18 protein-coding genes and 1 riboswitch are annotated in these 25,638 nt (G+C 62.2%); of the genes, 2 read left to right on the top strand and 16 right to left on the bottom strand.

Going from position 1 to position 25,638, the window contains the following annotated elements; translation table 11 throughout:
- Window positions 1–221: 221 nt before the first annotated feature.
- From purF to JW799_RS12810, 13 genes are all read right to left on the bottom strand, one after another.
- On the bottom strand, window positions 222–1,727 hold the full coding sequence (gene purF / locus JW799_RS12870; RefSeq protein ID WP_080832851.1) for an amidophosphoribosyltransferase: 1,506 nt from the start codon (window positions 1,725–1,727) through the stop codon (window positions 222–224).
- Window positions 1,712–3,955 carry a phosphoribosylformylglycinamidine synthase subunit PurL gene (gene purL / locus JW799_RS12865; RefSeq protein WP_205430111.1) on the bottom strand — a complete coding sequence of 748 codons (2,244 nt, stop codon included), beginning with the start codon at window positions 3,953–3,955 and terminating at the stop codon, window positions 1,712–1,714. The genes purF and purL overlap by 16 nt, the downstream gene beginning before the upstream one ends.
- Window positions 3,933–4,625, bottom strand: a complete 693-nt coding sequence (purQ, locus tag JW799_RS12860) for a phosphoribosylformylglycinamidine synthase subunit PurQ (RefSeq protein WP_080832853.1) — start codon at window positions 4,623–4,625, stop codon at window positions 3,933–3,935. Before purQ ends, purL begins: the two co-directional genes overlap by 23 nt.
- Window positions 4,626–4,632: 7 nt before the next feature.
- Window positions 4,633–4,875: a phosphoribosylformylglycinamidine synthase subunit PurS gene (gene purS, locus JW799_RS12855; protein WP_205430110.1), complete on the bottom strand. Its 243-nt coding sequence runs from the start codon at window positions 4,873–4,875 to the stop codon at window positions 4,633–4,635.
- Between the two features lie 72 nt (window positions 4,876–4,947).
- Window positions 4,948–5,832 (bottom strand): phosphoribosylaminoimidazolesuccinocarboxamide synthase, encoded by an 885-nt coding sequence (locus JW799_RS12850; protein WP_205430109.1) that lies wholly within the window; start codon window positions 5,830–5,832, stop codon window positions 4,948–4,950.
- 378 nt (window positions 5,833–6,210) lie between these two features.
- Entirely contained in the window at window positions 6,211–7,506 is a 1,296-nt protein-coding gene (purB, locus tag JW799_RS12845; protein WP_080832856.1) for an adenylosuccinate lyase, read from the bottom strand.
- A 6-nt stretch (window positions 7,507–7,512) separates the two neighbouring features.
- Complete coding sequence (gene purK, locus JW799_RS12840; protein ID WP_420830622.1) at window positions 7,513–8,736, bottom strand: 5-(carboxyamino)imidazole ribonucleotide synthase; 1,224 nt, start codon at window positions 8,734–8,736, stop codon at window positions 7,513–7,515.
- Window positions 8,733–9,215, bottom strand: coding sequence for a 5-(carboxyamino)imidazole ribonucleotide mutase (gene purE / locus JW799_RS12835; RefSeq protein WP_080832857.1), 483 nt, complete (start codon window positions 9,213–9,215; stop codon window positions 8,733–8,735). The genes purK and purE overlap by 4 nt, the downstream gene beginning before the upstream one ends.
- Window positions 9,216–9,408: 193 nt before the next feature.
- Window positions 9,409–9,510: riboswitch (purine riboswitch) on the bottom strand.
- Window positions 9,511–10,220: 710 nt separating this feature from the next.
- Window positions 10,221–11,927 (bottom strand): ABC transporter substrate-binding protein, encoded by a 1,707-nt coding sequence (locus JW799_RS12830; RefSeq protein WP_205430108.1) that lies wholly within the window; start codon window positions 11,925–11,927, stop codon window positions 10,221–10,223.
- A 342-nt stretch (window positions 11,928–12,269) separates the two neighbouring features.
- Window positions 12,270–13,178: a carbohydrate ABC transporter permease gene (locus JW799_RS12825; RefSeq protein ID WP_080832859.1), complete on the bottom strand. Its 909-nt coding sequence runs from the start codon at window positions 13,176–13,178 to the stop codon at window positions 12,270–12,272.
- A 31-nt stretch (window positions 13,179–13,209) separates the two neighbouring features.
- Complete coding sequence (locus JW799_RS12820; RefSeq protein WP_205430107.1) at window positions 13,210–14,175, bottom strand: ABC transporter permease; 966 nt, start codon at window positions 14,173–14,175, stop codon at window positions 13,210–13,212.
- An 87-nt stretch (window positions 14,176–14,262) separates the two neighbouring features.
- Complete coding sequence (locus JW799_RS12815; protein ID WP_080832861.1) at window positions 14,263–15,807, bottom strand: response regulator transcription factor; 1,545 nt, start codon at window positions 15,805–15,807, stop codon at window positions 14,263–14,265.
- 4 nt (window positions 15,808–15,811) lie between these two features.
- Window positions 15,812–17,581 (bottom strand): sensor histidine kinase, encoded by a 1,770-nt coding sequence (locus JW799_RS12810; protein WP_080832862.1) that lies wholly within the window; start codon window positions 17,579–17,581, stop codon window positions 15,812–15,814.
- 202 nt (window positions 17,582–17,783) lie between these two features.
- Between JW799_RS12810 and JW799_RS12805 the strand changes: the two genes are divergently transcribed.
- A complete protein-coding gene (locus tag JW799_RS12805) occupies window positions 17,784–20,783 on the top strand; it encodes a glycoside hydrolase family 3 protein (protein ID WP_240353257.1) in 3,000 nt (999 codons plus the stop codon).
- 175 nt (window positions 20,784–20,958) lie between these two features.
- On the opposite strand, the gene JW799_RS12800 is transcribed toward JW799_RS12805, so the two are convergent.
- Window positions 20,959–22,350 carry an NCS2 family permease gene (locus JW799_RS12800; protein ID WP_205430105.1) on the bottom strand — a complete coding sequence of 464 codons (1,392 nt, stop codon included), beginning with the start codon at window positions 22,348–22,350 and terminating at the stop codon, window positions 20,959–20,961.
- A 331-nt stretch (window positions 22,351–22,681) separates the two neighbouring features.
- Between JW799_RS12800 and JW799_RS12795 the strand changes: the two genes are divergently transcribed.
- On the top strand, window positions 22,682–22,972 hold the full coding sequence (locus JW799_RS12795) for a hypothetical protein (RefSeq protein WP_205430104.1): 291 nt from the start codon (window positions 22,682–22,684) through the stop codon (window positions 22,970–22,972).
- A gap of 161 nt (window positions 22,973–23,133) precedes the next feature.
- Here JW799_RS12795 and JW799_RS30105 read toward each other — a convergent pair whose 3' ends face one another.
- Window positions 23,134–23,832, bottom strand: a complete 699-nt coding sequence (locus JW799_RS30105; RefSeq protein WP_420830684.1) for a glycoside hydrolase family 2 protein — start codon at window positions 23,830–23,832, stop codon at window positions 23,134–23,136.
- 410 nt (window positions 23,833–24,242) lie between these two features.
- A complete protein-coding gene (locus JW799_RS30100) occupies window positions 24,243–25,622 on the bottom strand; it encodes a glycoside hydrolase family 2 protein (protein WP_420830621.1) in 1,380 nt (459 codons plus the stop codon).
- Window positions 25,623–25,638: the final 16 nt, after the last annotated feature.

The following is a 25,638-nucleotide window of genomic DNA, read 5'->3' as shown; positions in this document are numbered from 1 at the left end:
CTCACGGAGAAAACCAAGCGCGAAAATTGTGCTCCGCGGCAAAATAACGGCCGGTTTGACCGCCAAGCGCCTTTACCCTGTTCGGGCGGCAGCTTAGCGGTCGTTTCTGGCCGCCATTCTCCCCGGTTGTCCGCTTCCACGGCTCATTCATGCGAATAGCGGCCGCTGCGTTTCGAACGCCCGCGAAAGAGCGCCGATCCGCCTGCTCCCCGTCGCTCCCCTTAATCGCAGCCGCAGGTCGCTTTCGCATGCTCGAATTTCACCTGGGTCGGATAATCGTTATCGAAGCAGCTCATGCACAGGCCGCGGTTTTTCTCGTTTTCGTGGCCGCCCACCGCCTCCATGAGTCCCTCTTTGCTCAGGAAGTAGAGCGAATCCGCGTTGATCGCCTTGCGGATTTCCTCCACCGACTTCGTGGAGGCGATCAGATCGCCGGGGTTCGGCGTATCGATCCCGTAGTAGCACGGGTTCATGAACGGCGGAGACGTGATCCGCACGTGCACTTCCGTCGCCCCGGCCTCCCGCAGCAGGTTGACGATCCGCAGCGACGTCGTGCCGCGCACGATCGAGTCGTCGATCATGACGACCCGCTTGCCCTCGACGACTTTGCGGACGGCGGACAGCTTCATCTTGACGCCGCGTTCCCGCAGCTCCTGCGAAGGCTGGATGAACGTGCGGCCCGTGTATTTGTTTTTGATCAGGCCGAGCTCGTACGGGATGCCCGTCTGCTCGGCGTAGCCGATGGCGGCGGAAATGCTGGAATCCGGCACGCCCGTGACGACGTCGGCGTCGACGAACGATTCGAGCGCGAGACGCTGCCCCATCCGTTTCCGCGCCGAGTGCAGGTTGATTTCGTTGATGTCGCTGTCCGGACGGGCGAAATAAATATATTCCATCGCGCAAACCGCCCGGCGCTCGAGCGGCGCGTACCGCTCCTCGCGAAGGCCGTCCTTGTCGAGGACGAGAATTTCGCCAGGCTGCACGTCGCGCACGAATTCGGCGCCGATCGTTTCCAGCGCGCACGTTTCCGACGCGAACGCGTAGCCGTCGCCCATCCGGCCCATGACGAGCGGCCGGAAGCCGTTCGGGTCGCAGGCCGCGATCAGGCAGTCCTTCGTCATGATCAGGAAGGCATAGCCTCCGATCAGCCGCGCGAACGCGTCCTTGACCGCCTCGACGAGGTCCTTCGGCGACCGCGCGATAAGGTGCGCGATAACCTCGGTGTCGCTCGTCGTCTGGAAAATCGAGCCCTGATCCTCCAGCTCGCGGCGGATGACCGGCTCGTTGACGAGGTTCCCGTTCGTGCAAACCGCGAGGTCCCCCCCGCGGTACTTGAAGACGAGCGGCTGCGCGTTTCCGAGCTGGCTCGAGCCCGACGTCGAGTAGCGAACGTGGCCGATCGCCCGGTTCCCCGCCAGCGAATCGAGCTTGTCGCGGTCGAACACTTCCTTGACGAGCCCCATGCCGCGATGGTAATGGAAGACGCCGTCTTCCGACGTGCAGATGCCGCAGCTCTCCTCGCCCCGATGCTGCAGGGCGTGGAGGCCGTAATAGGCGAGCGTGGCCGCATTCGGCAAATTGAACGCCCCGAATACGCCGCATTCCTCTTTGACTTTGTCGAAGATTTCCTCGTGAGCATGGCCTTCGTTGTAATAATCTCCGGTCCAAAACAAGGATTCGGCCGCATTCGCAGCGGCTTTCGGTCCGGATTTTACTGCATCCGGCATGGGATCGCTTCCTTCCATTCTTTGCGGAGTTCGTCCACGGACGCCTCGATCGCGACGCGGCCGTTAACGGCAATCGTCAAGCTGCCGCCGCCGACCGTGCCGAGCCGCTGCGCCGGAACGCCTTGCGAAGCGAGCCAGGCGGACAGTTCGTCCGCGCGCTCGGGTTTGACCGACAACAGGATGCGGGATTGGGATTCGCTGAACAGCGCGATGTCCGTCCGCAGGTTCGTCGTAAAATCGACGGTTGCGCCCAGCCCGCGGCCGAAGGAAGCTTCCGCCAGCGCGGCGGCCAGGCCGCCTTCCGACAAATCGTGCGCCGAAGCGACGAGCCCTTGCTGGATCGCGCCCAGAACGGCGCGGTGCAGCTTCTTCTCGGTTTCAAGGTCCAGCTCCGGCGGACGGCCTTCCGTCAAGCCCAGCACGGCGTACTGGAATTCGCTGCCGCCGAGCTCCGCCTTCGTCTCCCCTAGCAGGAAGATCGCGTCGCCTTCCGCTTTGAATTCCTGCGTCGTAATGTGGTCGATATCGTGAACCAGGCCGACCATGCCGACGACCGGCGTCGGATAAATGGCCCCTTTGGCATTTTCGTTGTACAGCGACACGTTGCCGCCGATAACCGGCGTTTCGAGATAACGGCAGGCTTCGGACATGCCGTCTACCGCTTTTTCCATTTGCCAGAACACTTCCGGCTTCTCCGGCGAACCGAAGTTCAGGTTGTCCGTAATCGCCAGCGGCTCGCCGCCGGAGCAGACGATGTTGCGCGCCGCTTCCGCGACCGCGATGCGACCGCCGACTTCGGGATCCAGATAAACGTAGCGGCCGTTGCAGTCCGTCGTCATCGCGAGCGCCTTGCGCGTGCCGCGAATCGTCACGACCGCGGCGTCCGATCCCGGCACGACCGCCGTCGACGTCCGGACCTGGTAATCGTACTGGCTGTAAACCCACTCTTTGCTTGCCAGGGACGGCGAGCCGAGCACTTTTTTCAACGCGTCCTTCAGGTCGGCGACCTGCTCGTAGCGGGTCGTATCGACGGAGCCGTTTTTCAAATAATAATCCGGCACCTTTGAAGGCTTGTTATACACCGGGCAGTCGTCGACGAGCGCCTTGACCGGCATGTCGGCCACCTGCTCGCCCTTGTGGAACAGCCGCAAGCGGCCGTCGTCGGTCACTTTGCCGACTTTGGCGCAGTGCAGGCCCCACCGCTCGAAAATCGCCTTCGCCTGCGCCTCGTGCTGCGGCTCGGTGACGAACAGCATCCGCTCCTGCGACTCGGACAGCATCATTTCGTACGCCGTCATGCCTTCCTCGCGCTGCGGCACCTCGTCGAGGTACAGCTCCATGCCGTTGCCGGCTTTGCTGGCCATCTCGGCGCTGGAGCACGTCAGGCCCGCCGCGCCCATGTCCTGAATGCCGAGCACGATGCCGGATTCGATGAGCTCGAGCGTCGCTTCCATGACGAGCTTTTCCATGAACGGATCGCCGACCTGCACCGCCGAGCGCTTCGCTTCGGATTCCGCGGTCAAATCCTCGGACGCGAACGTCGCGCCGTGGATGCCGTCGCGTCCGGTTGCCGGGCCGACGTAGAACACCGGGTTGCCGACGCCTTTGGCGACGCCGCGCTGGATGCGGTCGTGGTCGATCAGGCCGACGCACATCGCGTTGACGAGCGGGTTGCCTTCGTACGATTCGTCGAACATGACCTCGCCTGCGACCGTCGGGATGCCGATGCAGTTGCCGTAGCCGGCGATGCCGCTGACGACGTGCTCGAACAGGTAACGCACGCGGTCGTTCTCCAGCCGGCCGAACCGCAAGGAGTTGAGCAGCGCGATCGGCCGCGACCCCATCGAGAAAATGTCGCGAATGATGCCGCCGACGCCGGTAGCCGCGCCCTGATACGGCTCGACCGCCGACGGGTGGTTGTGCGACTCGATCTTGAACACGACGGCCTGGTTGTCGCCGATGTCGACGATGCCGGCGCCTTCGCCCGGCCCCATCAGCACGCGCGGCCCGGTCGTCGGGAAACGCTTGAGCAGCGGCTTGGAGTTTTTGTACGCGCAATGCTCGGACCACATGACGCTGAACACGCCGATTTCGGTATAGTTCGGCTTGCGTCCGAGAAAGCCGCAGATGAGCTCGTATTCGGATTCGGAAACGCCGAACTGCTTGTAAATTTTCTGTTCGGCGATCTGTTCGATCGTCGGTTCTTTAGCGGACACTTGCTGCGCCATTGCGTTCCCTCCAAGCGTTTAGTACTGACGTAAACATCCTCGCGCCGCCCGTGGATCCGAGCAATTCGGAAACCGCGCGCTCCGGGTGGGGCATCATGCCGACGACGTTCCCCGCCTCGTTGCAAATGCCCGCGATGTTGTCGACGGAGCCGTTCGGATTTTCGCCCGTATAGCGGAACACGATCTGGTTGTTCGCTTTAAGCCGCGCAAGCGTCTCGTCGCTGCAGTAGTAGTTGCCCTCGCCGTGCGCGATCGGAATGGACACGACTTCGCCTTCCGCGTAATCCTTCGTGAACGCCGTGCGCGCGTTTTCGACGCGGAGGTCGACCGGGTGGCACCGGAATTTGAGCGTGTTGTTGCGGATGAGAGCGCCGGGCAGCAGGCCGGCCTCGGTCAAAATTTGAAACCCGTTGCAGACGCCGAGAATAAATTTCCCTTCCTCCGCCGCCTTGCGCACCTCGTTCATCACCGGCGCGAACCGGGCGATGGCGCCGCAGCGAAGGTAGTCCCCGTAGGAGAAGCCTCCCGGCACGAGAATGGCGTCGTATTTCGACAGGTCGGATGCCGTATGCCACACGTAGTCGACCGGCTGGCCGACCGTATCCTCGACGGCTTTCAGCATGTCGATATCGCAGTTGGAACCGGGAAACACGAGTACCGCGAAATTCATGAGCGCCTCAGTCCTCCAATTCAAAGCGGTAGTCTTCGATTACGGTGTTCGCCAGCAGTTTTTCGCACATCGCCTTGACGCGTTCTTCCGCTTGCGCGCGATCGGACGTATTCAACTGAAGTTCCATATACTTGCCGATGCGGACTTTGCCGACTTCGTCGAAGCCCATCGTGTGCAGGGCGTCTTGCACGGCGTTTCCCTGGGGATCAAGGACGTTCGCTTTGATGGTTACATATACCGTTGCTTTCATGAATGAGGTTCTCCTCCTAAAGTGGGGATGGATTGGGGAAAATAAAGACCCGACATTGGCGGTACGTTGGCGTTAGGCTTGGGTCAAGCGGCGATAAATGTCCCGGTAGCGCTCGGTCGTCGCCTTGACCACTTCATCCGGCAGGCGCGGCGGAGGGCTGTTTTTGTCCCAATCGGACCCGGCCAGGTAGGAACGGACCGGCTCCTTGTCCATGCTGTCGATCTCGACGTCCAGCGCGTACTTTTCCTCGGCCCAGAACCGCGAGGAGTCCGGCGTGAACAGCTCGTCGATGAGGATGACCTCTCCGCCGACGAGTCCGAATTCGAATTTGCAATCGGCCAAAATGATGCCGCGCTCCGCGCAGTAGTCGCGGCCGAACTCGTAGAGCTTCAGGCTGCGGTCGCGAAGGTTTTCCGCGAGCTCCTTGCCGATCCGGCGGGCCATTTCGTCGAACGGAATGTCCTCGTCGTGGCCGACGTCGTTTTTGCCCGCGGGCGTGAAAATCGGCCGCTCCAGCTTCCCGTTTTTGCGCAGGCCTTCGGGAAGCTTGATGCCGTTCACTTCGCCGGTCGCCTGATACTGTCTCCAGCCGCCTCCGGTAATGTATCCGCGCACGACGCACTCGATATCGATGCGCTGCGCCTTGCGGGACACCATGATGCGGCCTTTCAGCTTGTCCGGGTCGCTCACGAGACCGCCCAGCTTCGCAACGTCGGTATGCACGATATGGTTCGGCTGGATTTTCGCGGCGAGCGCGAACCAGTGGGCGCTCAGCTCGTTGAGCACCCGGCCTTTATCCGGAACGGGCGGGTCGAGCACGTAATCGAACGCGGAAATGCGGTCCGTGACGACGATGAGCAGGTGCTCGCCCAAATCGTAAAGCTCCCGCACCTTGCCTTTGTGAATGAGCGGGGCGTTCACGAGCCCGGCGGCGGTTGACAACGCTTCTGTCGACATGACAGCCTCCTTCTTTCCCCTTGCGTGTCGGGGGAATTTGCCCGGCGGCGGGCGGTTCCGGACGAAAACGGGCATGAGGTTCGAGCCCCTTCCGAATCGAAGAAAAATCCGGTCGCGGCTCGAGTGATCCTTGTCCGACCGGCACGCGCGGCGCCCGGCTCGGGCGCCCATCACTCCGACCCGCCATCCGGGCGTACAAAGTGCGTTCGGTTCCGGTTTAACGGTCCGAAAGCGCCGCTATTTAACGAAAAACCGATATAAAATCCATTTAACGGCCTGGTGGAACCGTTATTCTTATAATATAGGATGATTTCAAGCCGAATCTTCGAATTAACGGCCTTTCCGGACCGTTCATTTCGTCCGGCAAGCGGCGCGCGCTTAATTCAACCCGAGCCGCTCGAAAATCGTGTCGACGTGCTTCAGGTGCCAGCTCGGATCGAAGCAGTCATCCAGCTCGTCCGCCGACAGCACGTTCGCGATTTCCGGCGTGGAGGCGACGATTTCGCGGAAATCGCGCTGCTCCTCCCAAGCCTGCATCGCGCGCGGCTGCACGGTGTCGTACGCCTGCTCGCGGCTGAAGCCCTTGTCGATCAGCTTCGTCATGACGCGTCCGGAGAACGGCACGTTGTACGTGCTTCGCATGTTGCGCTTCATATTTTCCGGGAACACCGTCAAATTTTTCACGATGTTGCCGAATCGGTTCAGCATATAGTTAAGCAGCATCGTCGCATCGGGCAAAATGATTCGCTCGACGGACGAGTGCGAAATGTCGCGTTCATGCCACAGCGGCACGTTTTCGTAGGCGGAAACCATATGCCCGCGGATCACGCGCGCCAGGCCGCTCATGTTTTCGCAGCCGATCGGGTTGCGCTTGTGCGGCATCGCGGACGAGCCCTTTTGGCCCTTCGCGAACGGCTCCTCGACTTCGCGGAACTCGCTCTTTTGCAGGCCGCGGATTTCGGTCGCGAACTTGTCGATGGAGGTGGCGATCAGCGCCAGCGTCGCCATATATTCGGCATGGCGGTCGCGCTGCAGCGTTTGCGTCGAGATCGGCGCCGGCGTGATGCCGAGCTTCTCGCACACGAACTTTTCCACGAACGGGTCGATGTTGGCGTAGGTGCCGACGGCGCCGGACATTTTGCCGAATTGAACGCCGTCCGCCGCCTTGCGGAACCGCTCCAGGTTGCGCTTCATTTCTTCGTGCCACAGCGCCAGCTTCAGGCCGAACGTCGTCGGCTCCGCATGAACCCCGTGGGTGCGCCCCATCATCGGAGTGTGCTTGTAGGCGATCGCCTGTCCGCGCAAAATATCGATGAACGCTTCCAGATCCCGTTCCAAAATCGCGTTCGCCTGCTTGAGCAGGTAGCCGAGCGCGGTATCGACGACGTCCGTGGACGTCAGGCCGTAGTGGACCCATTTGCGCTCGGGCCCGAGGCTTTCGGAGACGGCGCGGGTGAAGGCGATGACGTCATGCCGCGTTTCCAGCTCGATTTCGTAAATGCGGTCGATGTCGAACTTGGCGTTCTGCCGCAGTTTGACGGTGTCTTCCTTCGGAATGTGCCCCAGCTCCGCCCAAGCCTCGCAGGCGGCAAGCTCCACTTCGAGCCAAGCCCGGAATTTGTTCTCTTCGGTCCATATGGCCCGCATTTCCGGGCGGCTGTAACGATCGATCATGTTGGTTCAGACCCTCCATATCTTCGATTGGGCGATCCACGCAAGCGCGGCGTCGACATTCGGCGCAAGCACGTTGACATGTCCCATTTTTCGCTTCGGTTTCGCTTCGGCTTTGCCGTACAGATGAACCTTCGGCTCGACGCCGAGGCGTTCCGCCTCCGAATCCCGCTCCCGCATCCAGGCCAGCAGCGGCTCGACGTGCTCGCCGAGAATGTTCGCCATGACGACGGGCGTGAGCAGCGCGGAATCGCCCAGCGGCAAATCGCAAATCGCGCGGACGTGCTGCTCGAACTGGGACGTGCGGCAGGCCTCCATCGTATAGTGGCCGGAGTTGTGCGGACGCGGCGCCAGCTCGTTCACGTAAATCTCGCCGTCCTTCGCCACGAACATCTCGACCGCGATCAGGCCGACGGCGCCGAGCGTCTCGGCGATCGACACCGCCATCCGCTCGGCTTCGCGCCGCACGTTTTCCCCGATGCGGGCGGGCACGATCGACAGATGCAAAATGTTGTCCACGTGCACGTTCTCCGCCGGCGGAAACGTCCGCACCTCGCCGGAAGGACTGCGCGCGGCGATCACCGATATTTCCATGGCGAAGTCGATGAACTTCTCCAGCACGAGCTCCGTGCCGGCGCGCTCGGCTTCCGGCCAGGCCGCTTCCGCGTCCGCCTCGCTTCGCAGCACCCACTGGCCTTTGCCGTCGTAGCCGCCGGTCGCCGTCTTCAGCACCGCCGGCAGGCCGAGCCTGGCCGACGCCGCTTTCAGCTCCGCCAGCGAGGCGACCTCCGCGTAAGGCGCAACCCGCGCGCCCGCCGCTTCGACGGCGCGCTTCTCGCGCAGCCGATGCTGCGTCGTGTGCAGCAGCGCGCTGCCCTGGGGCACGTACGATTCCGCCTCCAGCATCGCGGCTACGCCCGCGTCGACGTTCTCAAACTCGTACGTGATGACGTCCGCGCGGCGCGCCAGCTCCCGCGCCGCTTCTCGGTCGGCGTAGCCGGCGACGATCTGCTCCGCCGTCTGGCCGCAGGGCGCGTCCGGCGTCGGATCGAGCGCGACGAACCGGTAGCCCATCCGGCTGCCGGCATGCGCCAGCATCCGGCCGAGCTGTCCGCCGCCGAGCACGCCGATCGTCGCCCCCGGCAAAATCGTCCGGCGCCGCCCGGCCGCGCCCTCGCGGGACTCGCCCGACGACGCTTTAGCGGTTCCCGGCTGAATGTTCGGTTCGCTCACGGCAGCTCACCTTCCAGCACTTCCCGCGTAATCCGCTCCCGCCGGGCCTCGACGCGGCGCTGCGTTTCGGGATCGAAGGCGCCGATCATCTGCGCGGCGAGCAGCCCCGCGTTCGTCGCCCCGGCCGCGCCGATCGCTACCGTCGCCACCGGGATGCCGCCGGGCATCTGAACGATCGACAACAACGAATCGAGCCCGTTCAAGGCTTGCGACTTGACGGGCACGCCGATGACGGGCAGGACGGTTTTGGACGCGACCATCCCCGGCAAATGTGCGGCTCCGCCCGCGCCCGCGATAATGACCTTCAACCCTCGGGACGCGGCCGATTCCGCGTATTCGAACATTAAATCCGGCGTCCGATGCGCCGAGACGACTTTTTTCTCGTATGCCACGTTCAGCTCATCGAGCACGTCGCACGCTTTTTTCATCGTTTCCCAGTCCGACGTGCTTCCCATGATGACTCCGACGAGTGCCCCCATGCTTCCACCCTTCCCCCAGGATCGCCTATTTTCGTTCCTAAACATACAAAAAGGGCGACGGGTATATGTTGTAAGCATTCCCCGTCCAGCCCATCTTCTCTCGTGAAAACCCGTCTTTCCGACCGCGTCCCGACGGACGCTTATAAGGCGCAATGCCGCTGTCGAACTTTGTCGCAATTCGATAAGCGGCATCCGCCTGCGTCCGCGGGCTCGTAGTCCGAAAATTTAAGGTTTTCGGGTAGAGACGATCGGGCCATATCCCCGATGATATACGAGCAATTCGGTTATTTTCCGGATTTAAGTGTACTTCAACCTCCCTTGATTGTCAAACGAAAGACGAACGCTTATGTTACATCAAAATACGAATGTTCGGATTTTAAAAAGCTGGGAATATGCGGATTTTTTCTTTGGCCTGCTCGAAATTTCGATATAAATGTCGCCTCCGTCCAGACTTGACGGGTGAGATGAGTCACGGCGACTCAGCCGGAATAGTATCGTGCACGCAGAGGCACCAAGATGAGTCCATTTACTCAACTGCGTGCGGCTGCATCCGTTTGGGGGCTCGAGATGAGTCGCCACGACTCAACTGGAGCAATATCGTACGCGCGGAGACGGCGAGATGAGTCATTTGGACTCAACTGCGTGCGGCTGCATGCGTTTGGGGGCTCGAGATGAGTCGCCACGACTCAACTGGAGCAATATCGTACGCGCGGAGACGGCGAGATGAGTCATTTGGACTCAACTGCGTGCGGCTGCATGCGTTTGGGGGCTCGAGATGAGTCGCCACGACTCAACTGGAGCAATATCGTACGCGCGGAGACGGCGAGATGAGTCATTTGGACTCAACTGCGTACGGCTGCATGCGTTTGGGGGCTCGAGATGAGTCGCCACGGCTCAATTGAAACGATATCGTGCGCGCCGGAGACGGCCCCCCGGTCGGAAAAAAGCGAGGGCGCTCCCCGGATGCGCGAAGCATCCGGGAACACGCCCTCGTCGAATCCCGATTTACTTGCTCCACAGCTCGACGCGTTCTTTGATCAACTGCGTCTTCAGCTCCTCGGCTTCCTGAACGCCCGCGTCTTCCAACTGCTTCACGTAATCGTCCCACACCTTGTCGAAATCCTCCGGCTGGGCCAGCACGGCCTGCGGGATCATTTTCCAGGTGATCGTCTTCAATCTTTCGTCGAGCACGGTCAAGTCGTTGTCGCTCGGAATCGTGATGTTCCACGCCGCGCCGTACGCTCTCTCCTCGAACTCGTCTTCCTTCGGGAACAGATCCTTCCACATCGTGGCGCCGTACGCGGCGAGCGTTTCTTTCTCCGCTTCGTTGTAGTCGGCCAGGATTTGTTCCGGGAATTTAAGCGTATAGTAGTTGCCGCTCGGATCCTTGACGCCGTCGCCGAAGCGTCCGCTAAGCAGCGTGTAGTTGCCGATGCCCGTTTCCTTCTGGAAGTTGGCGGCGTCGTTGACGCGGCGGTCGTTGACTTCCGGCAGCATCGTGCGCTTGCCGCTTTCGTCCACGGTGTAGTGCGTGCCTTCGATGCCCCAGTTCAGCAGCACTTGCCCTTCGTCGGACGCCAAATAGTCCAGGAACTTGATCGTGCGCTCCGGATCCGGGTTCGTCGCGGAAATCGCGATGCCGTTGCCGGCCATGAAGCCCGTCGGCCAGAACGACGTTTCCTTGAACTCCTCGCTGAGCGTGACCGGGTAATGTCCGTACGTATAATCGAATTTGCCCTCGGCTTTCAGCGCCTTCTCGCCGTCCGCGTAGGACCATTCCTGATCGATCAGGCCGAGCACGCGGCCGGATGCGATTTTTGCCTTGTACTGGTCGTATTTTTGGACGAAGCTGTCGGGATCGAGCAGCCCTTCCGCGTTCATATGGTTGAGCCAGCGGAAATATTCCTTTTCTTCCGGGCGAAGATAGTGATAGGTCGCTTCGTACGTTTCCTTGTCGATGAAGTATTCCCCGTCGTCGGGGGCGCCGGTGGCGAAGAAGGCCGGATTCGTGACGGAAATGTACATGTACCAGTCGTCGGCGTTCAGCGACAGGCCGATGTTTTTGTTGCCGTTTTCATCGGTCGGGTGTTTGGCGAGGTATTGCTTGAGCGCGTTTTCAAAATCTTCGACCGTGCGGATTTCCGGATAGCCCAGCTCCTTGACGACCCGGTGCTGCAGGCCGAACCCGCCCGTCGCGTCGAACGCCGTGTTGCCCACGCCGTCATAGGTCGGAATGACGTAAATGGACGGATCGTCGTTGCTGTAGCGAAGCCGGTTGATCTGATCCCCGAACAGTTTCTTCAGGTTCGGCGCGTGCTCCTCGATCAAATCCGTCAAATCGATGACGGCTCCGGCGTCGACGAATTTGCTGATGCTCGTTTTGGCGCTGATAATGTCCGGATATTTGCCGCTGGTGGCGATGAGCGCGGATTTCTGCACCGCGTCGCCGACCGCGAATTCCGCCTCAAGGGTGACGCCGGTCTTCTCGGTGATGACTTTGCCGATTTCATCCTGCATGTTCGCCCAGTTCGGATTCGGATCCTCGCTGTAAAAGCTGAACGTAATCGGTTTCAATTCGCCGGAAGCGGATGCCGTTCCCGCGGCGTTCGAATTGCTCGCGTTATCGGCGCCGTTGCCCGCGCAGCCTGCGAGCAGGCCGACGCCCAGCGTCGCGGCCAGCGCGAGAGCCGGCCATTTTTTCTTGATTGCCATTTGTAACCCTCCTGTTTGTCTTCTCTATTGTATAACAGGTTGCCCTGTTCATACCGAATGTTTTGGGTTCGGAGCCGTTTCCGAAAAGCTCGGGCCTGCGACTGCCGGCCGGCCGGCCGCCGTCATGCAGGCGCGGCCCGTCATCCAGCACGACCCGTCATGCAGGCGCGCTCGTCATGCAGGCGCGCTCGTCATGCAGGCGCGCTCGTCATGCAGGCGCGCTCGTCATGCAGGCGCGCCCGTCATGCAGGCGCGTCCCGTCATGCAGCGCCGCCCGTTGAGGAGCCGCCCCCGGAATCGCCCTTGACGCGGCCCGCCGAGGCGGGCCGCCCGTTCGCCGCTTCAGCCCTTGACGGCGCCGAGCGTCATGCCGCTGACGAAGTAGCGCTGCAGGAACGGATACACGAGCAGAATCGGCACGGTGACGACGATCGTGATCGCCATTTTGACCGAATCGGGAGACACGGCGGCCAGCGCCTGCGTCATGTTCGTCGTGCGGTAGTCCCCGCCGCTGCCGCTCGTCGTGCTTTGCAGCACCTTGGTCAGCTCGTACTGAAGCGTCGTCAGATGCGGGCTCGTCGCGTTGTACAGGTACGTGTCGAACCAGGAGTTCCACTGGCCGACCGCGATGAACAGCGCGATCGTCGCCAGGGCGGGCGTCGTCATCGGCAGGATGACCCGCCAGTAGATCGTGAAGTCGTTCGCGCCGTCGATTTTCGCCGACTCCTGCAGCGCGTACGGAAGCCCGTCGATGAAGGAGCGAATGACGAACACGTTGAAGGCGCTGACGATGCCCGGCAGGATGTACACCGCGAACGTGCCCATCATGTTCAGATCCTTGATCAGCAGATAGGTCGGAATGAGACCGGCCGACACGTACATCGTGATCGCCAGGTAGACCGAGATGAACCTTCGTCCCTGAAAATCGGGGCGGGCGAGCGTGAAGGCCAGCATCGAGGAGCTGATCAGCCCGAGGGCCGTCCCCGCGATCGTCCGCAGCGCCGAAATTTGAAAGCCGGTGATCAGACTCTCGTACGAAAAAATGATCTTGTAGTTCTCCAGCGTGAACTCGCGCGGGAAAATGGTGATTCCTCCCCGCACGCTGTCCGTCGAATCGTTGAACGACAGCGCGAGCACGTTCAGGAACGGATAGATCGTGGCGATCGCGACGACGACCAGAACGGCGGTAATGAGCGCGTCGATCAGCCGATCTCCCGCGGAAGCGCCGATGCGCCGGGTCCGGGTTGCCAATCGGGGCACCTCCAAGTCTGTGCGTGATGGTTTACATAATGCTTTCTTTCGTAATCCGCTTGAACAGGCCGTTGGCCGCGAACAGCAGAATCAGACTGACGACCGAGTTGAAAATGTTGACCGCGACGCCGAACGAATAGCGGCTCATTTGCAAGCCGTATTGCAGCGAGTACAAGTCGAGCACCTGCGAATAGTCGAGCACGAGATTGTTGCCGAGCAGCATCTGCTTCTCGAACCCGATGCTGATCAGGTGGCCGATCGACAAAATCATCAGCACGATGATCGTGGACCGGATGCCCGGCAGCGTGATGTGCCAGATTTGCCTCAGCCGGCTTGCGCCGTCGACTCTCGCCGCCTCGTACAATTCGCCGCTGATGCCGGTAATGGCCGCCAGATAGATGATCGCGTTCCAGCCGGTTTCCTTCCAGACGTCCGACAGCGTGACGATCCCCCAGAACAGATGGCCCTGGGCCATGAACTGGATCGGCTGGTCGATGATCCCGAGCCCCATCAGAATGTCGTTCACGGCGCCGTTTTCGGTCGACAGCATCTTGGTGACGATGCTTGCCGCGACGGCCCAGGATACGAAGTGAGGCAAGTAAGAAACCGTTTGCACGAACCGCTTGAAAAACATTTGGCGAACTTCGTTGATCAGCAAAGCGAACACGATCGGAAACGTGAAGGTGGCGACCAGCCCGAGCGCGCTCATGGCCAGCGTATTGCGCAGCACCTGGTAAAACATGTCGTCCGCAAACAGCTTCTGAAACTGCTCGAAGCCGACCCATTCCTGCTCGAAGATCGATCTTCCGGGCTTGAAGTTCTGGAACGCCATCAGCCAGCCCCAGAGCGGGTAGTAGCTGAAGACGAACACCCAGACGACAAACGGAAGCGACATCAGGTACAAATATCGGTTGCGAAAAGCGGTTTTCCAGAAATCCCCCCGGCCGCGTCCGGCCTTCGCGCTCCCGGAAATCGCCGCTCCTGTCATCGCTTTCATGTAACCCCTCCCTGCCGTATGGTACCATGATAAAAAAAAAGCCCCCCGCTCTCTACCGGGAGGATTGGGGGCAAAATCATATAAAAATCAGTGCAGGCTTTTCCGGTATTCGGAGGGGGATACGCCCACGTATTTGCGGAACTTGCCGTGAAAATAATCCACGTTGGAATAGCCTACCCGTTCCGCGACCTGGTACACCTTCATCCCTTCGGCGAGCAGCTCCTTCGCCTTGTCGATGCGGACCTGATCCAGATACGTGTTGAAGGAAACGCCCGTCGTGCTTTTGAACAGCTTGCCGAGGTACGAGCTGTTGTAGCTGAACAGCTCGGCCAGCGATTCCAGCTTCAGGTTCTTCTCGTAATTCCGCCGGATGAGCTCGATCATCCGCTGCACCTGCTTGTCGCCTCCGCCGTCGCCGAGCTGCCGGGCCATCTCCCCGACGAGCCGGGCCAGCCGCTCGATCAGGCCGGAATACCGGTATTCCGCGTAAACGCCGGTCACCTCGGCCGTAAAGGCGTGCGCCTTCTCCTTCGCTTCCGGCCGGTTCCGGGCGAGGGCTCCCGTCGCGAGCGTCAGCATCTGCACGAAGGCGGCCTTGATCTCCCGCTCCGTCATGCCCCCACGGAGCATGTCGTCGCCGGCGCTCCGGATCTGCTCGGCGGCCGCGGTCGCGCTGCCGATGTCGAGCGAGAGCGACAGCTTCTCGGCCGCCGCCGCGAGATCGGGCGCTTCCGGCCGTTCCGCGGCCGCTTCCGCGCCGGCGCTTGCGCCCCCGTCCGCATTCGGAAGCCGGACGTGCACCTTGTCCCCCTCCAGCAGAAACCGGCGCCGCATCCCCTCCCTGGCGCCGCGGTACGACCGGCTCAGCTCTTCCGGCCGAACGGAGGGGCCGCCGCTGACCGCGGTAAAATCGAGCCCTTCGCCCGCGCAGGCCCGCGCGATTTCGCGCCAGGCGGCGTCGAGCGCGCCCGCGTCGCCGGCGGCGTCCTTCAGCACGAGCCCGACGTACGGGTCGAGAGACAGCACGATGCCGCGGCGCGGGGACGCGTACGCCTCGGCAAGCTTGCGCCTGACGGCGTCGATCTTCTCTCTGTCGATCTCCTCCCGGCTTTGAAGCCGGATCAGCACCAGCTCGTAGGACGAGGCGTCGAATCCGGCGCCGGCCTTCGCTTCCTCCGGCACCGCGCCCCCCTCGCCGGACAGCAGCGCAGCCGCGATCCGCTCCGCCGCGGGCGCCGCCGACGCCGTCTTTTCCTCGTCCAGCGCCGTTTTCAGCCTCGCCAGATGCTCCGCCAGCTCGTCCTCGTCCACCGGCTTCAGCATATACCCTTCGGCCCGCATGTCCAGCGCCTGCCTCGCGTATTCGAAATCCGCGTGGCCGCTGAGCACGAGAAAATGCGGCCGCCGCCGGGCCCGTTCGCGGACCGACCGCATGAGGGTGAGGCCGTCCATGCCCGGCATGCGGATGTCGACGATCATCAGATCGGGCTCCAGCTTCGCGGCCAGATCCAGCGCTTCCCGTCCGTCCGCGGCGCTGCCCGCCACCTCGAAGCCGTGCTCCTCCCATTCGACGATCGTCCGCAGCCCTTCCCGAATCAACGGTTCGTCGTCCGCGATCAATACTTTGTACATGGCGTCAACCCTCCAGCGGAATGTGAAATTCGATCCGGGTGCCGGCCCCGGGAACGCTTTCGATTCGCAGCCCCGAGGCGTCGCCGTAGGTGAGCTGCAGTCTTTGATGCACGTTGCAAAGCCCGATCCGCTCCGCCTCCTGCCCCTCGAACGACCGCCGGATGCCGTCCAGCCTTTCGGGCGGAATGCCGACGCCGTCGTCCTCGACGGCAATGCGCAGCGCGCTGTCCGCAAGGCGCGCGACGACCTTGACCGTCCCCCCGCCGGTGCTTCCTTCGAGCCCGTGCACGACCGAATTTTCGACGAGCGGCTGGATCAGCAGCGGCGGAAGCTTCACCTGCTCGGCGGCAGGTTCGATGTCGAGCTCGTAGGCGAGCCGGTCCTCGTGGCGGAACTTCTGGATTTCCAGGTAGCTGCGGCTGATTTCGATCTCGTCCTTCAGGCGGATCGCCTGGCCGGTCAGCTCGAGGTTTTTGCGCAGCAGCTTGCCCAGCATTTTGACCGCCTGCGAAATTTCCTTTTCCCCGTTGATGTGCGCCTTCATGCGGATCGACTCCAGCGCGTTGTAGAGAAAATGCGGATTGATCTGGCTGGCCAGCATCTTGAGCTTGATTTCGCTCTGCTTGCGCGCGAGCTCGCTTTCCCGCCGGTGGGACAGCGCCACTTCCTCCATCAGCTCCCGGACGTTTCGCACCATCTGGTTGAACTGCCGGGAAATCTGCCCGATCTCGTCGGCCCCGTCCATCGCCGCCGCCGCGTTGAAGTTGCCGGCAGCCACCCGGCTGATCTGGCGGCTGAACCGGCGCAGCCGCTTCGTCACCACGTCGCAGATCAGCCAGATGAGCAGCGCCGAGATCGCGCCGAACACGGCGATGATCCGGATGCCGAGCTCGCTGATTCGGTTCGCTTCCTTCACGATGCTGTCGATCGGGTATACGGTCACGAAGTTCAGGCTCGCGTAGCTTTTGTCCGGCAGCAGCCGATCGACGATCACCCGCGAACGGACGCCGCCGACCTCCGTTTCGTACGTGCCCGGGCTCATCCGCGCGATGTCGGGACCGAGGCGCGTTTCCGGCAGCAGCTTGCCGATCGCGTCGCGGCGGGTGGATGCGACGACGTAACCGTTTTCATCCGATAGAAACGTTTCCGTGCTTTCCTGCTCCAGCACCGAGTTGAGATATTCGGTGTTCAGGTCGATCACGAGCACCCCGAACGATTTGTCCTCCTGGAAATAGACGCTTCGCACGAGGCTCAGCATGCTGCGCGGCGTCCGGGTCTCGTCCGGAAAATAGTGCCAGCCGATCTGGCCGGCGTGCTCCAGCGCGTCGCGGTACCAGAACGCGCTCGTCTGCTCCGCGTCGACCGGGAAAAACTCCCAGTTGTTCAGCAGCGTCGGGTTGTCGACGAACAGCTTGATCTGGGCAATTTCCGGATTGAATTCGAGATAGGTCCGGAACGTGACGTACTCGCTGTACGCTTCGACGACCTCGCTGCGGCTCAAGTACCTTGTCGTCGCGATTTGCTCCATATCCGAATCGAGCACGAGCCGGCTCGACAGGTCGATCGCCGTCTGGAGCGTCTCGCCCGTCCGGCTTTTCATCCGTTCGACCGCGCTCGCCGTCTGCTCGTTCGCCTTGTCCAACGCCGATTCGCGGTATTCGCGGACGATGAAAAAACCGACGGCGATCATCGGCAGGATGAAAAAAACGAGATAGGAGAGCACCATTTTGTTGCGCAATTTCATGTCGTTCAGCCGCCGCCATACGTTTTTCATCCGATCCCCTCCCCGCCCGCGGCCCGCAACCGGAGCAACGACAATAATCGACCCTATTGTGGAGCATCGCGCCTCGTTCGCGCAACCCCCTGTTCAATTTTCCATGGATTTTAGGTGGAATTGTGAGGGTGTTTCCGGAACGCGGAATGGAGTACAATAGCGTTGGTTGAATGCGTTTTCAGTAGTTTGGAGGTCGAAGCGCTTGAGCGACAAATACGAATATCCTTTCCAAAATCCGGAGCTGCCGCTGGAAACCCGGGTGAACGACCTGGTGTCGCGGCTGACGATGGACGAAAAAGTGGACCTGATGTGCCAGTACCAGGAGGAAATTCCGCGGCTCGGCATCCGGAAATACAAGCACGGAACGGAGGCCGCCCACGGCATCGCCTGGCTCGGCGAAGCGACGTATTTCCCGCAGCCGGTCGGTCTCGCCTGCACGTGGGACGCCGAACTGCTGCGGCGGGTCGGAGAGGCGATCGGGACGGAGGCGCGGGGGTTTTTCCGGCGGGATCCGGCGATCAACGGTCTGACGCTGTGGGCGCCGACCGTCGACATGGAGCGCGATCCGCGCTGGGGCCGCAACGAGGAAGCGTACGGGGAAGACCCGGTCCTCGCCGGCAAGCTGGGCGCGGCGCTCGTGCGGGGCATGCAGGGGGATCACCCGTTTTACGTGCGCGCCGTCGCCAGCCTGAAGCATTTTATCGGCAACAACAACGAGAAGGACCGCGGCGAATGCTCGGTCAGCATCGATCCGCGCAACATGCGCGAATATTACCTGAAAGCGTTCGAGATTCCGTTCGTCGAAGGCGGCGCGCTGTCGATGATGACCGCCTACAACGCGGTGAACGGCGTCCCGGCCAACCTCAATTCCCAGGTGAACGACGTCGTCAAGCGGGAATGGGGCATGAACGGCTTCGTCGTCAGCGACGCGGGCGACGTGCTCGGCACGGTGAACGATCACAAGTACTTCGACAACTATGCGGAGGCGGTCGCCCGATCGATCCGCAGCGGCATCGACAGCATCACCGACGACCACGCCGTATCCAAGCAGGCGATCCGCGACGCGCTGAAGGCCTGGCTGCTGACGGAGAACGACCTCGATACCGCGCTCCGCAACGCGTTCCGCGTCCGCTTCCGGCTCGGGGAATTCGATCCGGACGACCGGAATCCGTACGCTTCGATCGACGAATCGGTCATTTGCGCTCCGGACCACCGGCAGATTTCGCTCGAAGCCGCGCGCAAAAACGTCGTGCTGCTCAAAAACGAAGGCGGCGCGCTGCCCTTGCGGGCCGACAAGATCCGGAGGCTCGCCGTCATCGGGCCGCTCGCCGGCGACGTGTTCCGGGACTGGTACAGCGGCACGCTGCCGTACGCGGTCACGCCGCTGCAGGCGATCCGCGGCCGGCTCGGTTCGGAGGACCGGGTGCTGTTCGCGGACGGAAGCGACCGGATCAAGCTGAAAGTGGTTGACGAAGGGCGGCATGCCGGACGGCCCGGGGACGGGAAGCCGCAGGGCGCGGAAGAAGAACGGCACGCCGGATTGGCGCCGGAAGAACACGGTCGACCGGCCCGCAAGGACGGAGCCCGGTATGTCGGCCTGACGGCGGAAGGAAAGCTGGCCGCCTCGGTTGCGGACGAGAACGAGGCCGAGACGTTCGCGCGGACCGACTGGGGCTGGCGCGCCCATACGTTCCGCCCGCTGAGCCGTCCCGGCCGGTACCTGACGACCAAGGAAGGCGGGCATGTTACCGCCGACGCGGACGAAATTTTCGGCTGGTTCACCAAGGAAGTGTTCCTGACCGATACGGGCGCGGACGGACGGCTGACGCTGTCGGCCTGGGACGACGGCCCGATCGCGATCGGCGAGGACGGGCTGCTGGCCGCGTCCGAAGGCGGCGCCGTCAAGGACGTGCACGGCAACTGGGTCGGCGGCGATCAAGCCGGCGCAGGCGCCCGGGCCGCGTTCGAACCCTTCGTCGTGGAGGACGGGGTGCGGGAAGCGGTCAACGCCGCGCGCGAGGCCGATGCGGCCGTCGTGTTCGTCGGCAACCATCCGCTCGTCAACGGCAAGGAAACGATCGACCGGCCGGACATCGCGCTGCCGGAATCGCAGGACCGGCTCATCCGCGATGTGTTCGCGGCGAATCCGAACACGATCGTCGTCATCGTCGGCAGCTATCCGTTCGCGGTGAACTGGGCGGACGAGCACGTTCCGGCGATCATGTACACGTCTCACGCCGGGCCCGAGCTCGGCACGGCGATCGCAAACGTGCTGTTCGGAGATTATGCCCCGGCGGGCCGGCTCAACATGACATGGTACCGGTCGGTCGACCAGCTCCCCGACTTTATGGACTACGACATCATCAAAGGGGAGCGCACGTACCGGTATTTCAAGGGCGACGTGCTGTATCCGTTCGGCCACGGGCTGACGTATTCCCGGTTCGAATACGAGAACCTGCGGCTAGGCCGGCCATCCGTCGGGCCGGGCGAAGAGGTCGAAGTCGCGGTGACGGTGAGGAACGCCGGCGACCGGGCGAGCGAGGAAGTCGCGCAGCTGTACGGCACTGCGCGGGGGTCGCGGGTGAAGCGGCCGCTGCGGCAGCTGCTCGGCTTCGCCCGCATCGCGCTCGAAGCCGGCGAAAGCCGGGAGGTAAGCTTCTCCGTGCGGGCCGACGATCTCGCGTTCTGGGACGTCACCCGCGACCGCTGGTGCGTCGAGGCGGGCGAATGGGAGCTGGCCGTCGGCCGCTCGTCCGCCGATCTGGCGCTTCGCGCCGAGCTTCGCGTCGAGGGCGAGATCGTGCCGCCCCGCGACTTGCGCCGCGTGACCGCCGCCGTCAATTATGACGACTACGAAGGCGTCGTCATCGACGAGTGCCGCGAAGGCGGCAGCAGCGCGGCGGCCGTTCGCGAGGGCGCGATGCTGCGCTACGCGGACGCCGCGTTCGGCGAGCGCGAGGCCGTCTGCTTCGAAGCGCGGGTGTCGGCGGCCGAAGGCGGGACGATCGCGATCCGGGCCGAAGCGAAACCGGAGCAACGCCCGGGGGCCGGCGAACCTGTCGGCGTCTGCACCGTGCCCGCCACCGCTGGCGAACAAGCGTGGGTCACCGTCACCTGCGCCGTTTCCGGGCTTCGCGGCTCCGCCGACGTCGTGCTGGAACCGAGCCGCGGCGTGCGTATCTCCTGGTTCCGGTTCGTGTAACTGCAGCATAACATAACGGCCTTCCCGGGCCTTCCCGGGCCGTTATTTCGCATTCCCGCCGACTTTTCCGGGATTAACCCCGCCCTTCGGGGCCGTTATTCCACTTTTATCCCCGCGTTTCCGGCCACGCTCATCGAAAAAACGGCCCCTCGGGCCGTTTTTTCCCTTTTCACGCTTATTCCCCGCCCACGAACAAGTACCGGGCAATGACGAGCACGAACAAAATCCACATCAGCCAATGCACGCTGTATTTCTTCCGGCCGAACCAGCTCGATACCGCCGCCAGCAGCACGTAAGACACGATCCCGAACGAGATGCCGTTGGCGATGTTGTACGTGAACGGCATGAACGCGATCGTCAGGAAGGCCGGAATGCCGATGACGAGATCGGAGAAGTCGATTTCCTTCACCGACTGCATCATCAGCACGCCGACGATAATGAGAGCCGCGCTGGTCGCCGGAGTCGGCACGAGCAGCGCGATCGGCGCCAGGAATAGCGACAGCAAAAAAAGGACGCCCGTCGTGGAAGACGTAAGCCCCGTACGGCCGCCTTCCGCGATTCCCGCGGTGCTTTCCACGTAAGCGGTCATCGTGCTCGTTCCGAGCATCGCGCCGCCGCTGACCGCGATCGAGTCGACCAGCATCGCCTTGCCGATGCGCTTGTTTCCTTCTTCTTTGTTCTTCAGGAAGCCGGCGCGGTTAGCCGTACCTACCAACGTGCCGAACGTGTCGAACAGCTCGACGAACGTGAACGTCGCGATCGCGGCCAGCAATCCGGTCGTCAGCAAATCGGCGAAATTGAAATCCAGAAAGTTCAGCTTGGAGAAATCGGGAATCCAGCTTTGCCCTTGCAGCGAGCCGAAGTCGACGGCATCGACGCCCGGAATGGCGCCGATCAGCGTCGTCAGCAAAATGCCGATCAAGATCGCGCCCCGCACTTTCAATACCATCAGGACCGCGATCAGAAACAAGCCGACGATCGTCAGCCATACCGACGGCTGCGTCAGGTCGCCGAGATGGATGACCGTTTCGCTGCCCCCGAGCGCCGTGTACGAGCCTTGCGGGAACTCGCGGCCGAACGCGTCGAGCGAAATCGTCAGCACGCCGCTGTTTTTCAGGCCGATGATCGCGATAAACAGGCCGATCCCGACCGTAATCGCGTGTTTAAGCCCGTCCGGCACCGCGACGACGAGCATTTGCCGCACCTTCGTCACCGTCAGGATGAAAAAAATAATCCCCGAAACGAACACCGCCGCCAGCGCCATCGAAGGCGTGATCGGATGGCCGGTCGCCTTGGACGCCACCACCGTCGTGGCGAAGTAGGCGTTCAGGCCCATGCCCGGAGCCAGCGCTACCGGGAAATTCACGAACAGCCCCATCGCAATCGTAAAAATGCCGGCCGCCAGCGCCGTCGCGAGAAAAATGCCGTAGCTGTCCAAACCCGAGCCCCCGAGGATAATCGGGTTGACCGCCAGTATGTACGCCATCGTCATGAACGTCGTAATCCCCGCCATGATCTCCGTGCGCACGTTCGTTCCGTTCTGCTTGAGCTTGAAAAACTTCTCCATTCGAGAGCCTTCCCCCTTGACCTTGATCCGATAGACAAAATTCAAATGGCCCGACTTTCCTAGGTTCCGCTTCTCAACCTAAAAAAATCCGGCCCTGCGCTCCTCATTCTAGGCAGAAAGCAACCGTCCGTCAATCCAAAAAGCGAACGTTTTTATAAGTTTTTGCTAAATTCGTTCGAAATAAGCCCTAATTTTTCGGATTATGTCGAATAAAATGGGTTGTTTCCCCGAAATGCAGCACGCATCCGGAAATAACGGGACCCTTCGCCGCGGAAAAACGTATGAGGAATGATCGAGACCGAAATTTTGCCGGAAAGGAGGGAGATGTGGCGTGAGCGAAAAAATCGATGACATTCTGTCCCGTTTCGAAAGCTTGACCGCCAAGGAACAAAGCGAACTTGCGGATGCGCTATCGAGTCATTTCGGCAAGGAGGTTCGCTTTTCGCACGCGGGACTGTCCGAGCTCGGCCCGGAAAAGCTCGAAATCGTAAACGGTACCGTAGGCGGCATGCTTCTGACCAAAAAACACGTTCCGGACATGATCGAGACGCACGTAAAATTGGCCGATGCGGACCTCCCCAAAAGAATAGCCTTCGGCCGCTCCGGCGAAGGCGAAAGCTGAGCCGAACGCTCGTCCGGGCCGGGAGAAGCGTCGAGCGCTTCTCCCTTCCGAACCGTCCGACGCGCCGGAAGAACAATCCCCGCACATTCGACGTCTCGGGAAGGCGCCCTTCGGACGAACGACCTTCTAGCCCTCGCCGGCCGGACCCGCGTTGATCGCCGTCACGGCAAGGCCGGCCAGCGAGACGGCGCCGCCCTCGGATCGGCCAGGACGACGGTTTTCCGCTCGCCCGGCAGCAGATCGAAGAAATTGTCGCTGAAGCGGACGTTGCCCCGCGGCAAATCGATCTTCGCCATCCGCGCCAAATAAGCTCCCGCTTCCACCGTCACCGTCTGCGCCGCCGGGTCCGCCGTCACCTTCAGCTCCGTTGTCGGCAGGCGCAGGTCCTTGTGATCCCGCAAATAGTACAGATTGTCCGGCGCGTCGAAGCCGTCGGCCGAAAGCCGCACGACGACCTCTTCCGCCGCCCTGCCGTTCAGCGCCTCCGCCTCCGTCAGGCTGCCGAGCTCGACCGCGCCGCCCGCCGGAACGTCGGCGGCGAATTCGCGCTCGAACACCATTTCGCCCGCAAAGTCATAGACGCCGAGCCGGACGCTTCCCCGGCACGGAGCGGTCCGGTCGTTCACGACCCACAGCCGGAGCGGACGGCCCGGGTCGTGATCGAGCGACAGCAGCAGCGGATGATAAAATTTCTTCGCGTAGTAGAACGACGCCTTCGGCAGCAGCTCGTAGTCGATCAGCGACCAGCTGGTGCCGGGCCAGCTGTCGTTATGCTGCCAGATCAGCGATCCGCTCGTCCGGCGCTTGTTCCGGCGGTAATGCTCGATGCCGTATTTGAGCCCTTCCGCCTGCGTCAGCATCGAGAAGTTCATGTATTCCCCGATGTCGCGCGGAATGCCGGTAAAGCCTTCCATCAGCAGGATGCCCTTCAGGTGATTCGTATCCTTGTTGCGATACGCCATCTCCGCGCTTCCCCAGTAGAACTCGCCCTCCGGCACGTACTTTTCCAGCGTATGCCGGTTTGCCGAAGCATGCATGCCGAATTCGCTGCTGAACAGCGTAAAGTCCTTTTTGTAGTTTTTGAAGGAGACGCCCTCGATGCTGTAGTCGATGACCGGAGCTTCGCCGGATTTGCGCGGGTAGACGGAGCCGTGCCACACCTGCCAGTTGTGGCGGTCGCCGGCGTCCGGGTCGTTGGCGTCGTCGCCGCCGTAAGGGGACGAAGGCCAATACGCCCGGCTGTCGTCCAGCTCTTCCAGCACCTCCGGAATCAGCTCGTGATAGATGCTTTCGCCGTAGAAAGGCGTCGTAATGCTGCCTTCCGACGATTTCTTGTCGTACAGCCAGTCGATTTCGTTATTGCCGCACCAGAGCGCGAGCGACGCGTGATTGCGCAGTCTTTTGACGTTGTAGACGACCTCGCGGCGCACGTTGTCCATGAAGTTCCGGTTGAAGTCCGGGAACAGCGCGTTGGCGAACGCGAAGTCCTGCCAGACGAGAAGCCCCCGGCGGTCGCATTCGTCGTAGAAAATATCCTTCTCGTAAATGCCCCCGCCCAGACGCGCAGCATGTTCATGTTGCCGTCGACGGCAAGCGCGATCAGGTCGCGGTAGCGGTCGTCGGGAATGGAGCCGATCAGGTTGTCCGCGGGAATCCAGTTCGTCCCTTTGGCGAACAGCTTCACGCCGTTCAGCGCGAACGCGAACGCGTTTTCCCCCGCCTCGTTCCGAAGCCGGAGCTCGACGGTGCGGATGCCGAAGGGCTTGCGGTAGACGTCCGTCTTTTCCCCGCGCGCATAAAGCGTCGCCTCCAGCTCGTACAGGTAAGGCTCTCCCAGATCGTGCGTCCACCACAGCCGCGGCGAGTCCACAGCCAGATCCGCCGAAGCTTTCCCGAGGCTCACGGGCACCCGCTTCGAGGCAACCTCGCTTCCGTCCCCCGCCAACAGCCGGATCTCGCATTCGCACGGCTCGTTCCGGCGGAACGCCCTGGCCTCGACGTCCACGCGAACCGTCGCTTCCTTCGCGCCGGCTCGGACCGTCCGCGCAAATACGCTTTCCAGCTTCGCCAGACGCCGGCTCTCCAGCCGAACCTTGCCCCAGATGCCGACCGTCACGAGGCGCGGGCCCCAGTCCCAGCCGAAATTCATCGCGGCTTTGCGGATCCACGGCCGCTCCTTCGTATAGGAGGACCAGTCGAACTGCAGCTTGTCCCGGTTGTGAAGCGACAGCGGATCGAATTTGACGGCGAGCGTGTTGCGGCCGTCGCGCAGCGCCCTCGTGACGTCGAACGTATGGCCCATGAGCATATTGTCCGCAGTTCCGATCTCCAGGCCGTTGAGGTATACCGTCGCGAACGTATCCAGCCCCTCGAACGCCAGCTCGTGCCGCAGCTCGGGATCGTCGTCCTTCGCGAAATCGAACGACTTGCGGTACCACCATTCCTTCTGCTCGATCCAGCGGCCTTTGACGTCGTTGTGTCCGTAATACGGGTGGTCGATGATGCGCCGCTCGATCAGCGCCGCATGAACGTCCCCGGGCACGCTTGCCGTCGCCCAGAACCGGTCGTCCAGGCCGGGAGAAGCGACGTCGAGCGGCCGCTTCTCCCCCGGTTCGAAATGTTGAATTCTCCAATCGTGCTTCAGCTCCATGCCGATCGTCTCCTCC

The sequence above is a fragment of the Cohnella algarum genome, assembly GCF_016937515.1.
Classification (GTDB): Bacteria; Bacillota; Bacilli; order Paenibacillales; family Paenibacillaceae; genus Cohnella; species Cohnella algarum.
Note: the sequence above shows the minus strand (reverse complement) of the source record. Positions and strands in the feature narration are given on the sequence as shown.